This window comes from Chlamydia poikilotherma (assembly GCF_900239975.1).
GTDB lineage: Bacteria > Chlamydiota > Chlamydiia > Chlamydiales > Chlamydiaceae > Chlamydia > Chlamydia poikilotherma.
In genome coordinates this window covers 216,410-233,646 of the sequence record NZ_LS992154.1, presented here as the reverse complement: position 1 = coordinate 233,646, position 17,237 = coordinate 216,410, and the positions used below count along the sequence as shown (strand labels likewise).

Here is a 17,237-nt window from a genome sequence, read left to right as displayed (position 1 = left end):
TCCCCTATATGGTCTCTCTACTTTCGTCTTCTAAAGCTACCTTGTCCTTTATCGGTGCTGATAACTCATCTTCTCCAGAAGCCACATAAACAGCTACTACAGCATCTCCAAGGATATTCATAGGAGTTCCTATAATGTCTCGCAATCTATCAATTCCTGCTAAAACAGCAATTCCTTGAATGGGTAAGCCTACAGAGGCTAATACTGACCCTAAAGTGATCATGCCCCCTCCAGGAACACCTGCACTACCTACAGCAGAGAAGGTTGCTGCAACAACAATCAATAGCAAACTACTGAAAGGTAAGGGACAATTATAAGCCTGAGCAATAAATACAGCAGCCATACCTTGAAATATAGCAGTACCGTTCATATTGACAGTAGCGCCTAAAGGCAAAACAAAACCAGAAACTTCCGAGGAAACTCCAAGATTTTTAGATACGCAACGCATTGTTACCGGTAATGTTGCCGAACTACTCGAAGTGGATATCGCGCAAGATATCGCATCCATCATTGCAGAAAGAAATTTAGAGAAGGACATCTTACAGCCCATGCGTATAATACCGCCAAAAACAATCACAGCATGAAATAGGCACGCCAGGTAATAAGCAAGGATAAATTTTCCTAATTGCCAGAGAATAACTAAACCGTGGCTACCAGAAATCCACGCCATACTTGCTCCCACCCCATAAGGTGCAAAAGCCATGATCATATTGATCATGCGCAACATGATCTCCGAAAAACCCTCTATAAACTTCGCAACAGGTCGTCCTTGTTCTCCAGAAAGACGCATAGCTATTCCTAAGAAAATAGCGAAGACTATGATTTGTAAAATATTTCCCTCAACGAAAGACCGAACTGGATTTGAAGGAAAAATTTGAGAAATCAAAGACAAGAAATAGGCACTATTTTTTTCGGGAGGAACTATAGTTGTTTCAATAACATTTTGCGATAAGTCGCAACCTTTTCCGGGGCTAAAAAATTGGGCAAAACATAAACCTATAACGATAGCTATGCATGTAGTACCCAAATATAAGCCGACACTTTTTATTCCTATGCGGCCTAATTTCTTCATATCACTGATAGAAGCAATACCTAGAACCATGGAACAAAATACGAGAGGGTAGACAACCATGCTCAATAGATTTAGAAAAATGTCTCCTATTGGTTTAAAAAAGATTGCCTTGTCTTCTAAAATTAAACCTAGGGTAACCCCGATAAATAATCCTATAAAGATTTTCATCCATAGTTTCATTAGTTACCTCTTACCGTTATGTATTTGATCTATTCTATCCAATAAGGAAGCTGTGGAGTCTTCCTGATCTGAAAAATCAAAATGCATTTGCACCTTACCAATCGGAAGAATCCCTTGCTCATGAATTAAGTTTCCGAGCTTTACGCTATCCTTTTCTGTGCACAATATCCCCTGCCCTTGACGCATAGCTATTTTCGAACTGAAGTAGTGCAATTCTTTCTTCGTTATTCCCGCGTGGTCAGGTAATAAATATGTTCCTAATATTTTCACTCCGGCATGTTTCAACATATCAAGAAATCCCTGTGGAAATCCTAGACCACAGAAAACGCCGGCGGCTAGTCCAGAAAGACCGTCCAGAGAAAGTTTCTCCCCACTTGGTTCCCAAAGTACCTGAGAAATGCGAGGTTCTACAAAAATTTTTGGCGATGCACACCAGATGTTTAAAAGTTTTTGATTCTCTGAACAACAAGAACCATTAACTATTATAAAATCGGCCTCCTTCAATCTATTAGGACAATCTCGAAGGCGACCCTGGGGGAAAAATTTTTCTCCTCCTAAAGGATCTTGACCGTTAACTACGACAATTTCCACGTCCTTGTGTAGTTTGTGATTCTGAAAACCATCGTCCAAAATCAAAATATCAAAATTTCTAGCAGCATTTTTAGCCGAAACTCTCCGATCTTTATGCACAAAAACAGAACCCTCAGGGAGTTTACCCGCCAGCAGGAAGGGTTCATCTCCTACATAAGCAGCATTATGCATCCTAGGATCCACTATAATAAGCTCTCTCTGACGACTACACTTTCCTTTATATCCGCGAGAAAGAACAGCACAAGAATATCCTCGTGCTTTTAGATTTTCAGCCAACCATAATACTATGGGCGTCTTACCTGAACCTCCGAGGACAATGTTTCCCACACTGATTACAGTAGAAGACGCGCGGTAGGGTGCTGAACAAAATAGCTTTCCTCGAAAGCTTGCAGTGCGGGCAAATATCCAAGATAGGATTTTCCCAAAACACCCCCGACCCAGGATTTTCCCAAAGCTAATTGCTACGGTTAAGCGGCGATAAAAAATAAAAAAGGGCGAAGGAAAGCGTGTTTTCATCGAAATTCGTTATAACTCACTGATCAATCCATTCAGAAAATTACGATTGTTTAAAACCACAATCTTCGCCGCATCCTGGAAACGTAAAGCATCTCATAAAAAACATTAAAAATCAAGTTTACACAAGGAAATTAAAAAAAATCTATATAACCATTAATAGAATCTATTTTTTAATTAATTCATTTCCCAGTGATAAATAACGCGAATTATTTTTTGATCTTTATAGAAAATGTTTTTCGAGAATTTTTCGATAAACTAGGATAACCAGCGTTGTCGAATTACTTCATAAGCAACAGCGGACACGGCTGTAGACAAATTTAAAGAATCCACTTGTCCAAGCATAGGAAGAGATATTTTCGAGAAATTTCCTTGAAACCAAGAGGAAGTTAGACCATCTTTTTCTGAACCAAAAACTAGAGCTAACGGTTGATTATAATTTTCACAAAAATACATTGAACTTGCCCTAGGAGAGGTCACAAAAACATGCCATTTTTCCTCTTCAATAGTTCGTAACACCTCATCCAAAGTAGCAGACCAGATAGAAAGAGTAAATACTGTTCCTAGTGAAGAACGGATAACATTAGGGTTATAAAGATCAATTATAGGATCACATAAAATCACTCCGTCAACACCTACTCCATCAGCTATCCTAAGCAGGGCTCCAACATTCCCAGGTTTTTCAACCTGTTCTATGATTAGATAAAAAGGTAATGGATTTTTTTTCTGAGTTAGAAACTCTTCTCGAGACCACCAACGTTTTCTCATCACAGCAATAAAATTATCGTGATGCTCTTTATAAGAAAGTTTTGAAAGAGTTTCCTCTAAACAATAAATCTTTTCCAAAGGTGCTTTTTGAATTCGATTTAAAAAGGACTGCTCTTTTTCTGAAATATTGGTTCCACAGAAAATCCTCTCGCACTCATATCCCGAGGTCAGAGCCTTTTGAATTTCTCGAAATCCTTCCAAAAGAAACAAAGAACCCTTACGAGAGCGATTTTGTTTTAATGCTATTGCCTCTTTCACCTTAGGATTATTTTTCCCTATGAACTCCATTTAGCAAACACTCCAGAAGGTAAAGCTTGATATCCAGCACCACAAAAACTCTCTCCAGAAGACCAATACTGTTTATCTAAAGATAAAGCTCTTGTAGCTAAACTATATAAAAAAGCAGGTGTATGACCCGGTGTATGCGAGGTAATCAAAATATAAGAAGAGGAATCGGAAAGTAATTTAGAACATAAAAGCAATAACGGAAAGAAATCCCTGTCTATTTTAAAAACCTCACCATCGGGTCCTCGACCGTAAGTAGGAGGATCTAATAAAATCACCTCGTATTTCTTTCCTCGTCGTATTTCTTTTTGCAGAAAAGAAAATACATCTTCGATAACCCAAAAAATCTTTTTCTCAGGCAATGCATTATTTTCAACATTCTTCTGTGCCCATTTTACCGCAGATTTCGACGCATCAACATGACATACTTTTGCTCCACATTTTGCAGCAAAGATCGACGTAGAACCTGTGTAAGCAAATAAATTTAACACAGAGCACTCAGAATGTTTTTCTATACTTTGTTTTAATTCGGGCCAGAAACTGCTATGTTCCGGAAACATACCTATGTGACCGAAAGGAGTGAGTTTTAATGTACAATCAACGGTATTCAGAATGATTCGCCATTCTTGAGGAACAGAAGCTCTGCACTGCCATTGTCCATCTTCACCCAATCTTTGATATTCAGCATGCGCCTTTTTCCATAGAGATGGCGAACTCTTAGGCCAGATTGCCGTGCAAGAAGGTCGGATAAGAGTTATTGGTCCGAAGCTTTCTAACTTTTTTGCATCACCACTATCCAGTAATTTATAGTCCATATTATTTATTTTATTGCGCAGGATATAAACGCCTTAAGGTATCGACTTGTGTTTTTGTTGCCATATCAGGCTCGATATTTACTTTCGCCCCTACCTGCTTATATCCTAAAGTCGTTCGAGATAATGTCTCAGGGATTAATCCTATGGAAAACACATCTTCTTCTACGGTAACAACTGTCAGGCTAATTCCATCTACCGAAATAAATCCCTTATCAAAAAGATATATAGATAAGGAACTTGGGACACGAAAATAGTACCGATTTTTCTCTATACATACAATCTCTCCGACACCACAAACATGACCAGAGACCATATGGCCTCCAATTTCATCAGAGGCTTTTAAAGAGCGTTCGATATTTACACGATCACCTACAACTCTCTCTCCTATTGTAGTACAAACAAGAGTTTCAGGAATAATATCAAAAAACATTTTACCCTCTTCTTCAAGCTTAACTACAGTAAGACAAACGCCATCAATAGCAACACTACAACCAATTTCTAACTCGGAAATACATGTCGAAGATCCTCTTACACCTATAGTTAAACCTTCGTCTCTCGGCTGAATACTAAATATTTTACCAAGCTCTTGAACTATTCCAGAAAACATTCTTAATTACTAAGCAAATAGCATTTACAATAAAACATCCTTACGATAAGACATTGTCTTTTCGCAAAAAGGCGAAAAGTTACCACGCTATCTGCATCTGTCGCAAGCCCTATTTTTTAGATTAGGAAAAAAAATTTGCAACTTATAGTCGCATAGATTTATCCTACGTTAAAATTATTATTTTCTTAGACTACCTTAACCTTAGGAGGTAGCTCCCATGCAGTGTCCTTTTTGCAATCATGGGGAATTAAAAGTTATAGATTCGAGAAATGCGCCAGAAGCAAATGCAATTAAACGCCGACGAGAATGCTTAAATTGCGGTCAAAGGTTCACTACTTTTGAAACCGTTGAGCTAACTCTGCAGGTATTGAAACGCGATGGTCGTTACGAGAATTTCCAAGAATCTAAACTAATTAACGGATTGAATGCCGCTTCTAGTCACACACGTATAGGTCAAGATCAAGTGCATGCAATAGCCTCTAACGTGAAATCTGAACTGTTGGGCAAACAAAATAGGGAAATCTCTACCAAAGAAATTGGCGAACTAGTAATGAAATATCTAAAAAAGGCAGACATGATTGCCTACATTAGATTTGCCTGCGTCTATAGAAGATTTAAAGATGTTGGCGAATTAATGGAGGTTTTGCTATCTGCAACTCCGGATATGGAAAAATAGTTATTATTTTAAGGTTAAGGAGACAAAACTATGCCGTTGTCTGAGGACGAAATAGCCAATTTTAAACAAAGACTTCTAGAGATGAAGTATAAACTATCTCATACCCTAGAAGGGAACGCTCAAGAAGTCAAAAAACCTAACGAAGCTACTGGATATTCTCAGCATCAAGCTGATCAAGGTACCGATACCTTTGATAGAACTATCAGTTTAGAGGTGACAACTAAAGAATACGAATTATTAAGGCAAATTAATCGAGCTCTAGAAAAAATCGAGGAATCTTCTTACGGGATCTGTGATGTAAGCGGAGAAGAAATTCCCTTAGCTCGTTTAATGGCGATCCCCTATGCTACAATGACGGTCAAAGCCCAATCACAGTTCGAGAAAGGCCTACTTTATGGAAACTAATCCCAATGTCTAGTCGCTCTCGATCTACCTTCCTTGCTATTTCATTTCTAGTCCTTATTGATTGGGTCTCTAAGCTAGCTGTTTTGCTGTACCGAGGGAATCTGACTGATGCTAACCCCATACTATACCAGTATAGCTGGGGTAAGCTGTTTTTTTGTATTTGCCCTACATTTAATGAAGGTGCCGCCTTCGGATTATTTTCAAAATATAAATACTTCTTATTTGTTATACGTATAGCAATTATTTTAGGCATTCTTGCTTTTCTTTTTTTAAGAAAGAAAAGTCTCCCCCCTTCAATCCGCTTCTCCCTGATTCTCCTCTGTTCCGGAGCTATCGGCAACGTTGGAGATATCCTATTTTACAGGCATGTGGTGGATTTTATTTCTATCGGTTACAAACGTTGGTCCTTTCCAACATTTAATTTGGCCGATATTTTTATCTCTTTAGGAACTTTAATCTTCGTATATAAGCTTTATTTTCCTACTAAACAAAAGATGAAATAGGGATAATAGTTTCCCCATCTTCTTAATGAATAACTGTTTAAATATTTTAATTATTAAAAAAGTTTTTACCATGAACACAATCTTCTCGTTACTAGTAGCCTTCGATGACTTCTTCTGGTCATACGTGGCTTTTCTGATGATTATTTTTCTGGGGCTAAGCTTTTCATGGAAATCTGGTTTTTCTCAATTCACCAAGTTTCCTCAATTCTGCAGGCTTTTCTACCAGTATTCGCAAAAGTCTTCCAATAAGAAGGGGAAGGAAAGCGAAAGAGGTGTTCATCCATTGAAGGTATTTTTTGCTTCAGCAAGCGGAAATATCGGTATTGGTAATGTTGTAGGAATTGTTACCGCTGCCTGCATTGGTGGTCCCGGGGCCCTATTTTGGGTTTGGATTGCAGGAATTTTTGGTTCCATAGTGAAATACTCTGAAGTGTACTTAGGGATTAAATTCCGTAAAGTAGATAACGATGGCGTTTATCAGGGTGGACCAATGTACTTCCTAGATAAAGCCTATGGAACCAAGCTTATACCTATTATTGTAGCTGTATTGCTCTGTATCTATGGTGTAGAAATCTATCAGTTTTCTGTTATTGCTGACACGATTTCCCATTGTTGGAGCATCCCAAAATTGTTCACCATTTTTGGTTTGCTATCTTTAATTCTCTACGCAGTTCAAGGAGGACTACAACGTATTGGAAAAATCTGTGTTTTCGTACTTCCATTTTTCCTTACCGTGTACTGTGCATTATCTCTATACATACTTATAAAAGAGTTCCACCAACTTCCTTCACTATTTTCTGCTGTATTCTCATCAGCATTTACAGGACACGGAGCTATTGGCGGATTCGCTGGCTGTACTTTGGCAACTACCATTCACCAAGGCATCTCTAGAGCGGCTTATTCTGGAGATATTGGTATCGGCTTTGACTCTATTATTCAAAGTGAAAGTTCTGTAAAACGTCCAGAAACACAAGCTCAGCTAAGTATCATAGGACTTGCTATAGATAATCTTATCTGCACTCTAAGCTTACTTATGGTACTTGCATCAGGATCATGGTCCCTAGGTCTTGATAACGCTTCTCAAGCTGTTGAACATGCCTTAGGGACATATTTCCCTCTTGTGAAGATCTTACTTCCCACATTCTTCTTTGTAACAGGTTATACAACAATTATTTCGTATTTCCTCGTAGGGAAAAAATGTGCAAAGTTTCTTTACGGAAACGTCGGATCAAAGATCTACACTCTATACGGAGCTGCTATATTACCAGCGTTTTGCTTCTTATCGCAAAATACAGCTCTATTGATCATGTCTGTATCCGGGGCTCTTCTCCTCTGCTTTAACCTATTGGGAGTCTTCCTAATGAGAAAAGAGGTGGAATTCCCAACATCCGATAAAGCGATCGAGCTTCCCTCATCAGCAGAATAAGAATTTTTAGGGGGTTATTGCCCTTCCATCTTATTTATTATCAAGTACATATCCCCAGAAGAAGTTGGGGATTTTCTTTTTTATGATTCCAACTTATTTATTAAAAAGTATTTTCTTTAATTTTTTTAAAAATAAACAGAAAATAAGAAGTGAAATTAATTAATAAAAATAAAAATTGTTTATTCACTTTATATGAACACTTACCTCACGGGAGCGATAATTGTCTGTTGTGTCTTGCTATCAACGTGCATGGTAACAATGTTCGTTTTAACTATTAGCTTGTTACATAGGCTCAATAAAATAGTTAAAAATGTCAGTAAGATTACGACAATTTTAAATTTTGAAGCTAAGATCCTAGCACCTTTATTATTAGGGAAAAGGCTTATTTGCGGATGGTTACGCAAACGTAATAAACATTTACCTAAAGATATCGAAGAATTTCTCTATGAGGGAAGTAAGGGTAGCTGGATGGGGAAGATTTGCCGAGGAGCTAAATGGGCCGCTGCTGCTCTACTCGTTTGGTGCGTATTCCGCAAAAAGGATTAATCTGTCGTAGGGGGAAGAAAGTATGTTTAAAAATCACAAACCTAAAAAAACATGTAAACGCTGGCGTTGGCTCAGAGGTGTATTATTCGGAGGATTTATCGCTACATTGCTTACTTGTTTGTTCACTCCAAAAAGTGGTGTGCAGTTAAGGAAAAAACTCTCTAGAGTAAAAACCTCAGGAACGAAAAAAGGCAAAACTTTATTCAAACATTCTAAACAACACACAAAAGCTTTTGCTCAGCAAACAAAAATGCTCGCGAAAAATATATCTAAAGAAATTAAAGATTTCACAAAAGCAATGATTGACGAAACTAAAGATTAATTTCGTCTAACTATTCCCTCTATAGCCTCTAAAGAGAAAGATATATATCATCTTTAGAGGCATCTCTCAATATAGTTAAAAAAAATAGAATAGACTTTAACTATTCCATTCTTATTAACATACGCTTAGATCAATTTTTTATTTCCATGTATTTATTTTATCCTTCTATGTAAGTTAGATCTCTTACTCTAGACCGTGAAACGAATAGGATTCTGAAACATGAAGCAGATGTTTTTTTGGAAATTCGTACTTCTTTCTTCACTAACACAATTAACACAAGTTTCTCGTTTATCAGGGACAGAGATTATTCTGCCTCTATCGGGAATACATACGGGTGAAGATCCTGAATTATTTACCATGTTAACTACATCCCCTCAAGGAACAAACTACACCTTACGGGGCGAGTTTACTCTTAAGGATTTTCTTGGTTATAGTATCCATAAATCCGGAGGAGCCTTTCGCAATTTAGAAGGAAATCTTACATTTACAGGTAGCACTCCCCTAGCGACATTAAATTTCACTAATTTACAACTAGGTGGTCAGGGAGCGGGTGTATTTTCTAAATCTCTTCTTACCTTCGAGAATTTAAAAGCAGTCAATGTAGAAAACAATCAAAGTACTGGAGGAGTTCTTACCTCTAGACAGGATATGTTCTTCACTAGAAATACAAATCTGTTTTTTCAAAATAATGTAAGTCATGGCGCAGGTGGTGCGATTCTTCTCACAGGAGCGCAACCAAATCGCATGATATTTAGTGAGCAACGTGGCTTAATTTCTTTTATTAAGAACCATGCAGAAGTCGTAAAAAATATTACGAATTCAGGTAATGGCGGGGCTATCAGTAGTGAAGTTGCTGGATCCTCTATCTTATTTGATGGGAATCAGGAAATTCTCTTCCAAGAAAATTACGCTAAATCTGGTGGCGGAATCTATAACGCCCAAGGAACTGTTGAATTCACTAAGAATAAAAATACGATTAACTTCATAGAAAATAGAGCTTTAGAATCTGGAGGTGCTATTTATACAAATCTCTGCAATATAAATAAGCAATCTGCTCCGGTGTCTTTCTGCAAAAATAGCGCTCGCAAGCTGGGTGGCGCCGTCTATTCTCAACAGATAATTATTAAAAACAATGATGAGTCTGTTTTCTTTAGTGAAAATCATGCAGAAGGTGGCGGAGCTATAGCCTCAACAAGTTGCAATCTTACAGCTTCCCAATCAATTATCTTCTCTGAAAATTCATCTGGGAATTTGGGAGGAGGTGCGATTTATTTAAGTGGGCCGCAACCAAAACTACATTTACATGCACAAAATGCAGATATTATATTTAGCGGAAACATCACAAAGATCTCTACCAAGCACTCTTCAATCACAAATAACAATGCGATTACAATTAAAGGTGCTCCTGAAGCTATCCGGCTCATTGCCAATGAAAATCAATCAATTATTTTCTATGATCCAATCCTTGCCACATCACAAAGTATAAATCCTGTGGACATTAACTCTATTGATAATATTTTCCATTGTGGATCTGTTATCTTTTCAGGAGAAAAACTTGCGATCGATCGTCAGGATAAAAGTAATAAAACTTCTATCTTTAACCAACCTGTATATCTAAATAACGGAACTCTTTCTATTACAAGCGGTGCCATTCTTGCCGTTCAAGAATTTAAGCAATTAGGTGGGATATTAAATCTTAGCCCAGGATCTATGTTAACAAGCTACAACAGCTTAGGGAAAGATCTAATCATTTCTAATATTAGCTTTGGCTTAGATGCTACTAATTCTCATCTCCCCGCTGAAATACGCGCATTAGGAAATTCAGGAATCCGACTTTCGGGATCTCCTCAAATTCATGATCCCGATAATATCTTCTACAACAATCATGATTTAGCATCTCAGCCGTATCAAATGGAAATCATTTTCAAGTCTGATAAAAATATCAATACCGATGGATTTATTCCTGAAGAGATTGCTGTACAACAAAATGCCTATGGCTATCAAGGTGTATGGAAATTTAATTGGTCTGGTGAAAATTCCAAACGACATAAAACATTAAAAGCTTTATGGATCCCCACGGGGACATTCATTTTGAACCCGGAGAAAGAGGGTTATCTAGTTCCATCTTCTACATGGACAACATTTACAGGTATGCGCTCTTCCAATGATGCTATCCTTGATAACTACTTAAATAACAACATGCTCATCCCTATTAAACATATATGTATTTTTGGTGGTATCGTCTCTAGTGTTATGGAGCAAAATGCCGCTAATTATAATAACTTTTCTATGACACAAGCTGGTCATAATCTAGGAATTAAACTTCCTTTTTCACCAAATACTGTTGTGTGTGCCACATTCACACAGCTTCACGGATCTAGCTCTCAGGATAACATTCCTGGGAAAAGCCACTCGCATATGCTATTGGGAACAATAGCAGCTTTTAAAAACTGGCGCGCTTTATCTTTTAGATCTTCTGTAAGCTATGCTGAAGAATCTCATGTTATGAAACATCAGTTCTCAAAAAAGGACATTACCCGAGGCTCTTGGAAGAACCAAGGATTCCGAAGCAGTGTGGGCTTATCTTATGCCTATCCAAAGGGAATTCGTTGTCTTAAAATTACTCCATTTATAGATCTAGAGTATACCGCAATCAGTCAAAATCCTTTCATAGAAACAGGATACGATCCTCGGTATTTTGCCTCTTCACATTTGAGTAATCTTGCTCTTCCCTCAGGAGTTTCTTTAGAAATGCGCTTCTTCGGAGCGAAATATTCTCTTTTTACGCAATTTAGCATGGCCTATATCAAAGACTTGCTTAGAGAAAATCCTGTAACAACTGCTTCCTTAATCCTGAATCAACATTCTTGGAAAGTCGCAGGAGTCTTTATAGGACAAGAAGCTATGAACCTAAAGTTCCGCACTACCTTCAAATATAGATTAGCTACAGCTTATTTAGGAATTTCGACAATACAACGCGAAGGAAACAATCTCTCTGGAGATGCTTTTGGTGGTTTATCCCTAACCTTCTAATTTTTCCTTGACTAAGAACTTTGTTAATGATTATGGACAGCATTCGTCAAGATATTATGGATGCGCTCTTGTCTCCCTAAAGCTCATCTTTAATATCTTGATCTTTCTTACCCTCTTTTATCCCTTGCCTAATTTGCCTTTCTGATTTATCTAACACATATCTAGTCAGTGAATGTTCGCAGTAGGTTTTTGTTCTATGAAGTGGCTATCAGCTACAGCTGTTTTTGCTGCCGTGCTCCCCTCGATTACAGTATTTGGTGAACCCCTTTCGAAAGAATTAAACTCCAGTTATAGAGGATCAGGATCAAGCATTTCAGATTCGCATTCGAATAACTTTACGCAAGAAACACAAGATGAAAGCGGAATAACTTATATAATTTCTGGGAATGTCTCATTCACAACGTTCACAAATATTCCCGATCCTAAGCCAAATCCAGCTGCACAACCAGATCCAGCACCTAACCCAAGTGATTCAGGCCCCTCAGTTAGTAGCACATTGCAGCCCATAACAGGACAAGCTAGGACCATTGCTCAACCTCGCGAACAGCTTTATCTATCTATTCTGCAAAATCTAAACTCATCAGCATTTGCTCATGTTTCTAGATTGCAGCAGGGAAATTTTGATCTTAGCGATTTCACATCTGAGAAATCTCATCCACTAAGTTTTCCTCTAGCAGCAACTTCCGTAACACCCGCAGATAAATCCACTTCTAATCCCGATCCAAAAGGCGGCGGAGCTTTCTATAATGATAAAGCTGGTCCTCTATCATTTATTACCCACGTGGGAAATCCAGGATCTATCTCCTGCTCTCTAATCAAAATGACAGGAAAAGGAGGAGCGATATACTCCAAAGGTCCTATATCTTTTGATGGATTAGAAAACGTTACATTCAAAGATAACGTATCCCAAGAAGCCGGCGGTGCTCTATTTACAGATTCTACGCTAACCATCAGGAATATCCTTAATTCTATCGAATTTACAAATAACGCTGCGCGCGTTCCTGTTCCTCCTGAACCACCCACAACACCTCCAACAGTTCCTGGAACTGGAGGTGTTGTAGCTCCTAACGGCTCGTATGCTACCTATCCTTTACCTAAATATATATCGCAAACAGGAAGTACAAATACAGGTTCTCAAACACCTACTCTCCCTACGTATACAACAGAAACAGCAGGAAACGGTGGTGCTGCCTTTGCTAAAGGTGCAATTGTCATCTCTACTTATAAAGATATGACTTTCAGAGGCAATTCTGCAGAATTCCCTCCTAGTATCGAAGCAGGTAAAAAAGCAAACTCTACGCCTCCCCCTCCAGAACCTGTTATCAAAGGATCCGGAGGAGCTATCTTTGGTTTGGATACCATTACTATTAGTGATGGCTCTGAAGATACCCTATTCATATTAAATACTGCTACAGGGGCTGGGGGTGCTATCTATGGAGATAAAACGATCTCGATTAGTAAGGTTGCTAATTTAAAATTCCAAAGTAACTCTGCGGATACCCTAGGGGGAGCAATTTATTCTAAAGGGAATCTTACAATACAAGATTCTTCTACCCTTACTCAGTTTAACGGAAATAACGGGAAAACTGGCGGTGGGGGTATTTATTGTTTAGGAGACGTAACCCTTACAAACCTTTCTCAAGCACATTTCGGGGCTAACAAAGCTGGAAATTACGATCTTACTATCAATGTACCGGGTAAAAACTCTGCATCTTCTTCTCAACCTCCTCCTCCTCCTTTAGCGAAAGGTGGGGGTATCTATGTTGAGAAAAATCTTAGTGTTTCTAAGATTGCTTCAACTTTAGAATTCTTAAATAACCAAGCTACGGATCACGGTGGGGGAGCTTATGTTAAAGGCACTCTAACATTTGAAAATTCTCACAGAATACAATTCACCACAAACACTTCAAAAAAATCTGGTGGTGGTCTGTATTGTGAAAGCGATGTGACATTCACAAATCTTACAGGAAAAACTCTCTTTCAAGGTAACGTTGCCACAGAAGAGGGTGGGGGTATTTGCCTAGCTGCCAATAAATCTCTAACTTTATCGAATTTAGAGAGCTTTTGCCTAATAAACAACACTACTACCAAAAGTGGTGGTGGAGCGAACATCCCTAAAGAACTTATTTTTACATTTCCTAATCCTAATCCAGTCTCCTCGCTTACAACACCACCTGCTGTGGTTCCTGTATTTGGAAGTGCTATTATTACTGGAAACCAAGCTACAGAGCATGGTGGTGGTGTTTATACGACAAAGGCTTCCTTTACTAGTCTTGAGTTAATCGATATTGGTCAAAACTCTGCTAAAAATGGTGCCGGTCTTTGTACACAAACTTTAACTTCAGCAGGCACTGTTGTGAGTGCTGGACAATCTGCTCCAGAAGATTTAGATTTCAAAGTCGATTATGTTATTACGACAAATGTCACGAAAAACGCTGCTGTAGACAATGGTGGTGGTGTTTATGGTAAAAAAGGAAAAATCTCTCGTCTTGACCATTTAAACATCACAGGAAACTCTGCAGGGAAATTGGGAGGAGGTCTCTACTTTACAGAAGCATTGAATCTTGAAAATATTCAAATTTCAAAGATCTCAGAAAACACCGCAAAAGAATCTGGTGGAGCGATCTATGCCAAAGCACTTACCTGCAATAACCTTAATACAGAATTAACTGTAAGCAATAATAAAGCAGAGACTACCTCGACTACTACAGCAACTGCCAGTGTTCCTACAGCAATTACCGGTGGCGCTCTTTATGCAGAAACACTTACTTTAAAAAATCTACAGGGTAATTGTACATTCTCCGGCAACCAAGCTATTGATAACAATGCAGTTATCGGAACTAACAATCCTCCTGCAGATCCTGATATTCAAGGTGGAGCTATCTATGCTAAAACCGCTTTCAATCTACAAAATAGCACTGGAAATTTAACCTTTTCAGGGAACTCTGCAATTACAAAACGAGCTGCAACAACAGGACAGATAGCCGGTGGGGCTATTTACGCTCCTACTGTTACAATTACAAATTGTTCTCAAGCTATTAACTTTGTTAATAACTCAGCTTTATGCACGCCTGCAGAACCTCCTTCGGGAGCTATAACAATCACTCCAAAGGAAACCTTTGGTGGAGCTATTGCAGGAACAACTAGTGTCACATTTACAGGGAATCAAACACTATTTTTCAAAGGCAACTCTGCAGACATCGGCTCCGCAATTGGGTGTAAAAACGGTACAGTAACATTTACTGATTCCTTGTACTGTTCCTTTGAAGAAAATATAGCTAAAAATCGTGGAACTATCTACGCAGCTACCCTATCTATCCCAAAAGGATACATAAACTTTTCCAACAACAGTTCTGCAAATGACGGTAGTGCGATTTATTTCACAAAGAAGGCAGATATTACAGCTGCTTCGTCTATTCTATTCCTAAATAATAAGGTTACCTTAGCACAAACTCCAGCTGGACAAGGCTCAGCCCAAGTTAAAAACTTAGGTGCTGCAATCTACGGAGCTCCAGCTAGCGATGATGCTATACTTAATCTTACAGCTTTAGGAGGTAGCATCACGTTTAAAAACAACCAATGCTTACCTACAGGAACAAATACTGCTACTTCTTTCTGTAGTATAACAGGGAAAGTTCAACTCACGCTAAATGCTGCAGAAAATCAATCGATTAACTTCTACGATGCTGTAAACATCACCACGTCTAAAACTAGTAATTATAACACTCTAGATATCAATAAAAAACCGACAAACGGAACGTCTCCAAACTACACAGGAACTATACTCTTCTCTGGAGAACTTCATGAGCATAGGTCCTTCATTCCTCAAAAGACGGTCCTACACAACGGAACATTAGTTTTAAGTAAAAATGCAGAATTAAATGTTATTTCCTTTGATCAAAAAGCCGGATCTTTACTCGTTATGGGACCGGGATCAGTATTATCCACGCGAAAACCCACAGCAGGTGGAACGACCGGAGGTATAGCAATTAATAACCTCACTATTGATTTTAGTGAGATTCTTGCAGAAAACGGAAAAGCCACCCCTCCTTCTCTACAACTAAGTGTTGAACCTACCCGAGCAGCAGGAGGACCTAGGAGTCATCGAAGTGAGAACAATTCACTTCCACAAGCGAATAAAACGCCACCTGATGTAAATCAGGAAAAAATCTATCTAACAGGAACACTGACCCTTATCGATCCTTCGGGAGCCTTTTACCAAAACCCCTACTTAGGCGAAGATCGTGAAATTGAGTTATTAAAACTTCCTACGGCATCTAGCAAAGTAGATATTTCTGATCTAACTTTAGCAGGAGATACAAACCCGCAAAAAGGTTACATCGGCACTTGGACATTAGGTGCAACAGGTCAAAATGGAAAGCTACAAGCTAGCTGGAAATTTAAAGAGTACCGTCGATGGGTCTATATCCCTCGTGACAATTACTTCTACGTTAACTCTATTCTCGGTTCTCAAAACTCCCTGATTTCCGTAAAGCAAGGCATCATCAACAATATGCTTAACAACGCACGTTTTGATGACGCTGCTTACAATAACCTTTGGCTATGCGGTATAGGATCGTTCTTACAGAAAGAACAAGGAGAAGAAGCTAGATCCTTCTCTTATCATAGTCGAGGCTATTCACTCGCTATAGATGCTAAACCGCGTCCTGAATTTATTCTAGGGGCCTCATTTAGCCAAGTCTTCGGACACGCTAAATCCGAAAAAAGCATCGAAAATTACAAGCATAAAGGCTCTGATCACTCCTTCCAAGGAACTTTATATGCTGGTAGAGCCTTCTATTTGCCTCATAGACAAACGAAAGCCCCTCGCCCCATACTTTTACAAGGTGTGATGACTTATGGTTACATGAAGCACGATACAACCACCTACTACCCATCCATTCAAGAACGCAATCTTGGAAATTGGGAAGATCTTGGTTGGCTGTTTGATGTCCGTATGATTATTGATTTAAAAGAACCTTCAAACAATTCCACAACAAGATTCTCGTTTTACTCAGAAGCAGAATATACAGGCGTACGTCAAAAACAATTTACAGAACTTGACTACGACCCTAGAACATTCGATTCCTTTGCCTATAGAAATCTTGCAACTCCTTTAGGTTTTGTTTTTGAAGGAGCTTTAATACAATATGGTATCCTAATGTACAATAAGCTCTCTTTTGCTTATGTACCTGTTATCTATAGAAATAAACCGCAGTGTACTTACAGAGTTGACTCTACTGGACAAACCGGTGAAGTTTCTGGTGTGATTCCTACAAGAAATACAGGAAGAATAGAGTATAGCTCACAAATATATCTCGGCCCATACTGGACCCTCTACGGCACCTATACCATAGATGCCGGGATGTCTTCATTAGTACAGATGGCCAACTGCGGCGCACGTATGATCTTTTAAAGCTAGAAAGCTAAGAAATTCATCTATTTGATTAATTTGTTTTGTAATTGTAGAACCTATGAGGGTTCTCAATTACAAA

General features: G+C 38.6%; 13 protein-coding genes. 8 read left to right on the top strand and 5 right to left on the bottom strand.

All coding sequences use genetic code 11. The features are described from left to right. Window positions 1-4 precede the first annotated feature (4 nt). The 5 genes from C10C_RS01135 to C10C_RS01115 form a co-directional block, all read right to left on the bottom strand. Window positions 5-1,252: a dicarboxylate/amino acid:cation symporter gene (locus tag C10C_RS01135; protein WP_117273899.1), complete on the bottom strand. Its 1,248-nt coding sequence runs from the start codon at window positions 1,250-1,252 to the stop codon at window positions 5-7. A gap of 3 nt (window positions 1,253-1,255) precedes the next feature. Next, entirely contained in the window at window positions 1,256-2,359 is a 1,104-nt protein-coding gene (lpxK, locus tag C10C_RS01130; RefSeq protein WP_117273898.1) for a tetraacyldisaccharide 4'-kinase, read from the bottom strand. A gap of 255 nt (window positions 2,360-2,614) precedes the next feature. Then, on the bottom strand, window positions 2,615-3,412 hold the full coding sequence (locus C10C_RS01125; RefSeq protein WP_117273896.1) for an RNA methyltransferase: 798 nt from the start codon (window positions 3,410-3,412) through the stop codon (window positions 2,615-2,617). Further along, the gene (locus C10C_RS01120; RefSeq protein WP_117273895.1) at window positions 3,400-4,224 is read right to left on the bottom strand and encodes an RsmD family RNA methyltransferase; all 825 of its coding nucleotides are present in this window, start codon (window positions 4,222-4,224) and stop codon (window positions 3,400-3,402) included. The genes C10C_RS01125 and C10C_RS01120 overlap by 13 nt, the downstream gene beginning before the upstream one ends. Window positions 4,225-4,234: 10 nt before the next feature. Further along, the gene (locus C10C_RS01115; protein ID WP_117273894.1) at window positions 4,235-4,831 is read right to left on the bottom strand and encodes a riboflavin synthase subunit alpha; all 597 of its coding nucleotides are present in this window, start codon (window positions 4,829-4,831) and stop codon (window positions 4,235-4,237) included. A gap of 217 nt (window positions 4,832-5,048) precedes the next feature. Here C10C_RS01115 and nrdR point away from each other — a divergent pair, with 217 nt between their 5' ends. The 8 genes from nrdR (at window position 5,049) to C10C_RS01075 (ending at window position 17,158) form a co-directional block, all read left to right on the top strand. Beyond that, a complete protein-coding gene (gene nrdR / locus C10C_RS01110) occupies window positions 5,049-5,507 on the top strand; it encodes a transcriptional regulator NrdR (protein WP_006342890.1) in 459 nt (152 codons plus the stop codon). 30 nt (window positions 5,508-5,537) lie between these two features. After that, window positions 5,538-5,912, top strand: a complete 375-nt coding sequence (locus C10C_RS01105; protein WP_006342889.1) for a TraR/DksA family transcriptional regulator — start codon at window positions 5,538-5,540, stop codon at window positions 5,910-5,912. Between the two features lie 5 nt (window positions 5,913-5,917). Continuing rightward, window positions 5,918-6,415, top strand: a complete 498-nt coding sequence (gene lspA / locus C10C_RS01100) for a signal peptidase II (RefSeq protein WP_117273893.1) — start codon at window positions 5,918-5,920, stop codon at window positions 6,413-6,415. A 70-nt stretch (window positions 6,416-6,485) separates the two neighbouring features. After that, a complete protein-coding gene (locus C10C_RS01095) occupies window positions 6,486-7,841 on the top strand; it encodes an amino acid carrier protein (RefSeq protein WP_117274753.1) in 1,356 nt (451 codons plus the stop codon). A 192-nt stretch (window positions 7,842-8,033) separates the two neighbouring features. After that, entirely contained in the window at window positions 8,034-8,387 is a 354-nt protein-coding gene (locus C10C_RS01090; protein WP_117273892.1) for a hypothetical protein, read from the top strand. A gap of 22 nt (window positions 8,388-8,409) precedes the next feature. Continuing rightward, window positions 8,410-8,709, top strand: a complete 300-nt coding sequence (locus C10C_RS01085) for a YtxH domain-containing protein (protein ID WP_117273891.1) — start codon at window positions 8,410-8,412, stop codon at window positions 8,707-8,709. Between the two features lie 219 nt (window positions 8,710-8,928). After that, window positions 8,929-11,742: a polymorphic outer membrane protein middle domain-containing protein gene (locus C10C_RS01080; RefSeq protein WP_117273890.1), complete on the top strand. Its 2,814-nt coding sequence runs from the start codon at window positions 8,929-8,931 to the stop codon at window positions 11,740-11,742. A 196-nt stretch (window positions 11,743-11,938) separates the two neighbouring features. Continuing rightward, window positions 11,939-17,158, top strand: coding sequence for a polymorphic outer membrane protein middle domain-containing protein (locus tag C10C_RS01075; protein ID WP_117273889.1), 5,220 nt, complete (start codon window positions 11,939-11,941; stop codon window positions 17,156-17,158). Window positions 17,159-17,237: the final 79 nt, after the last annotated feature.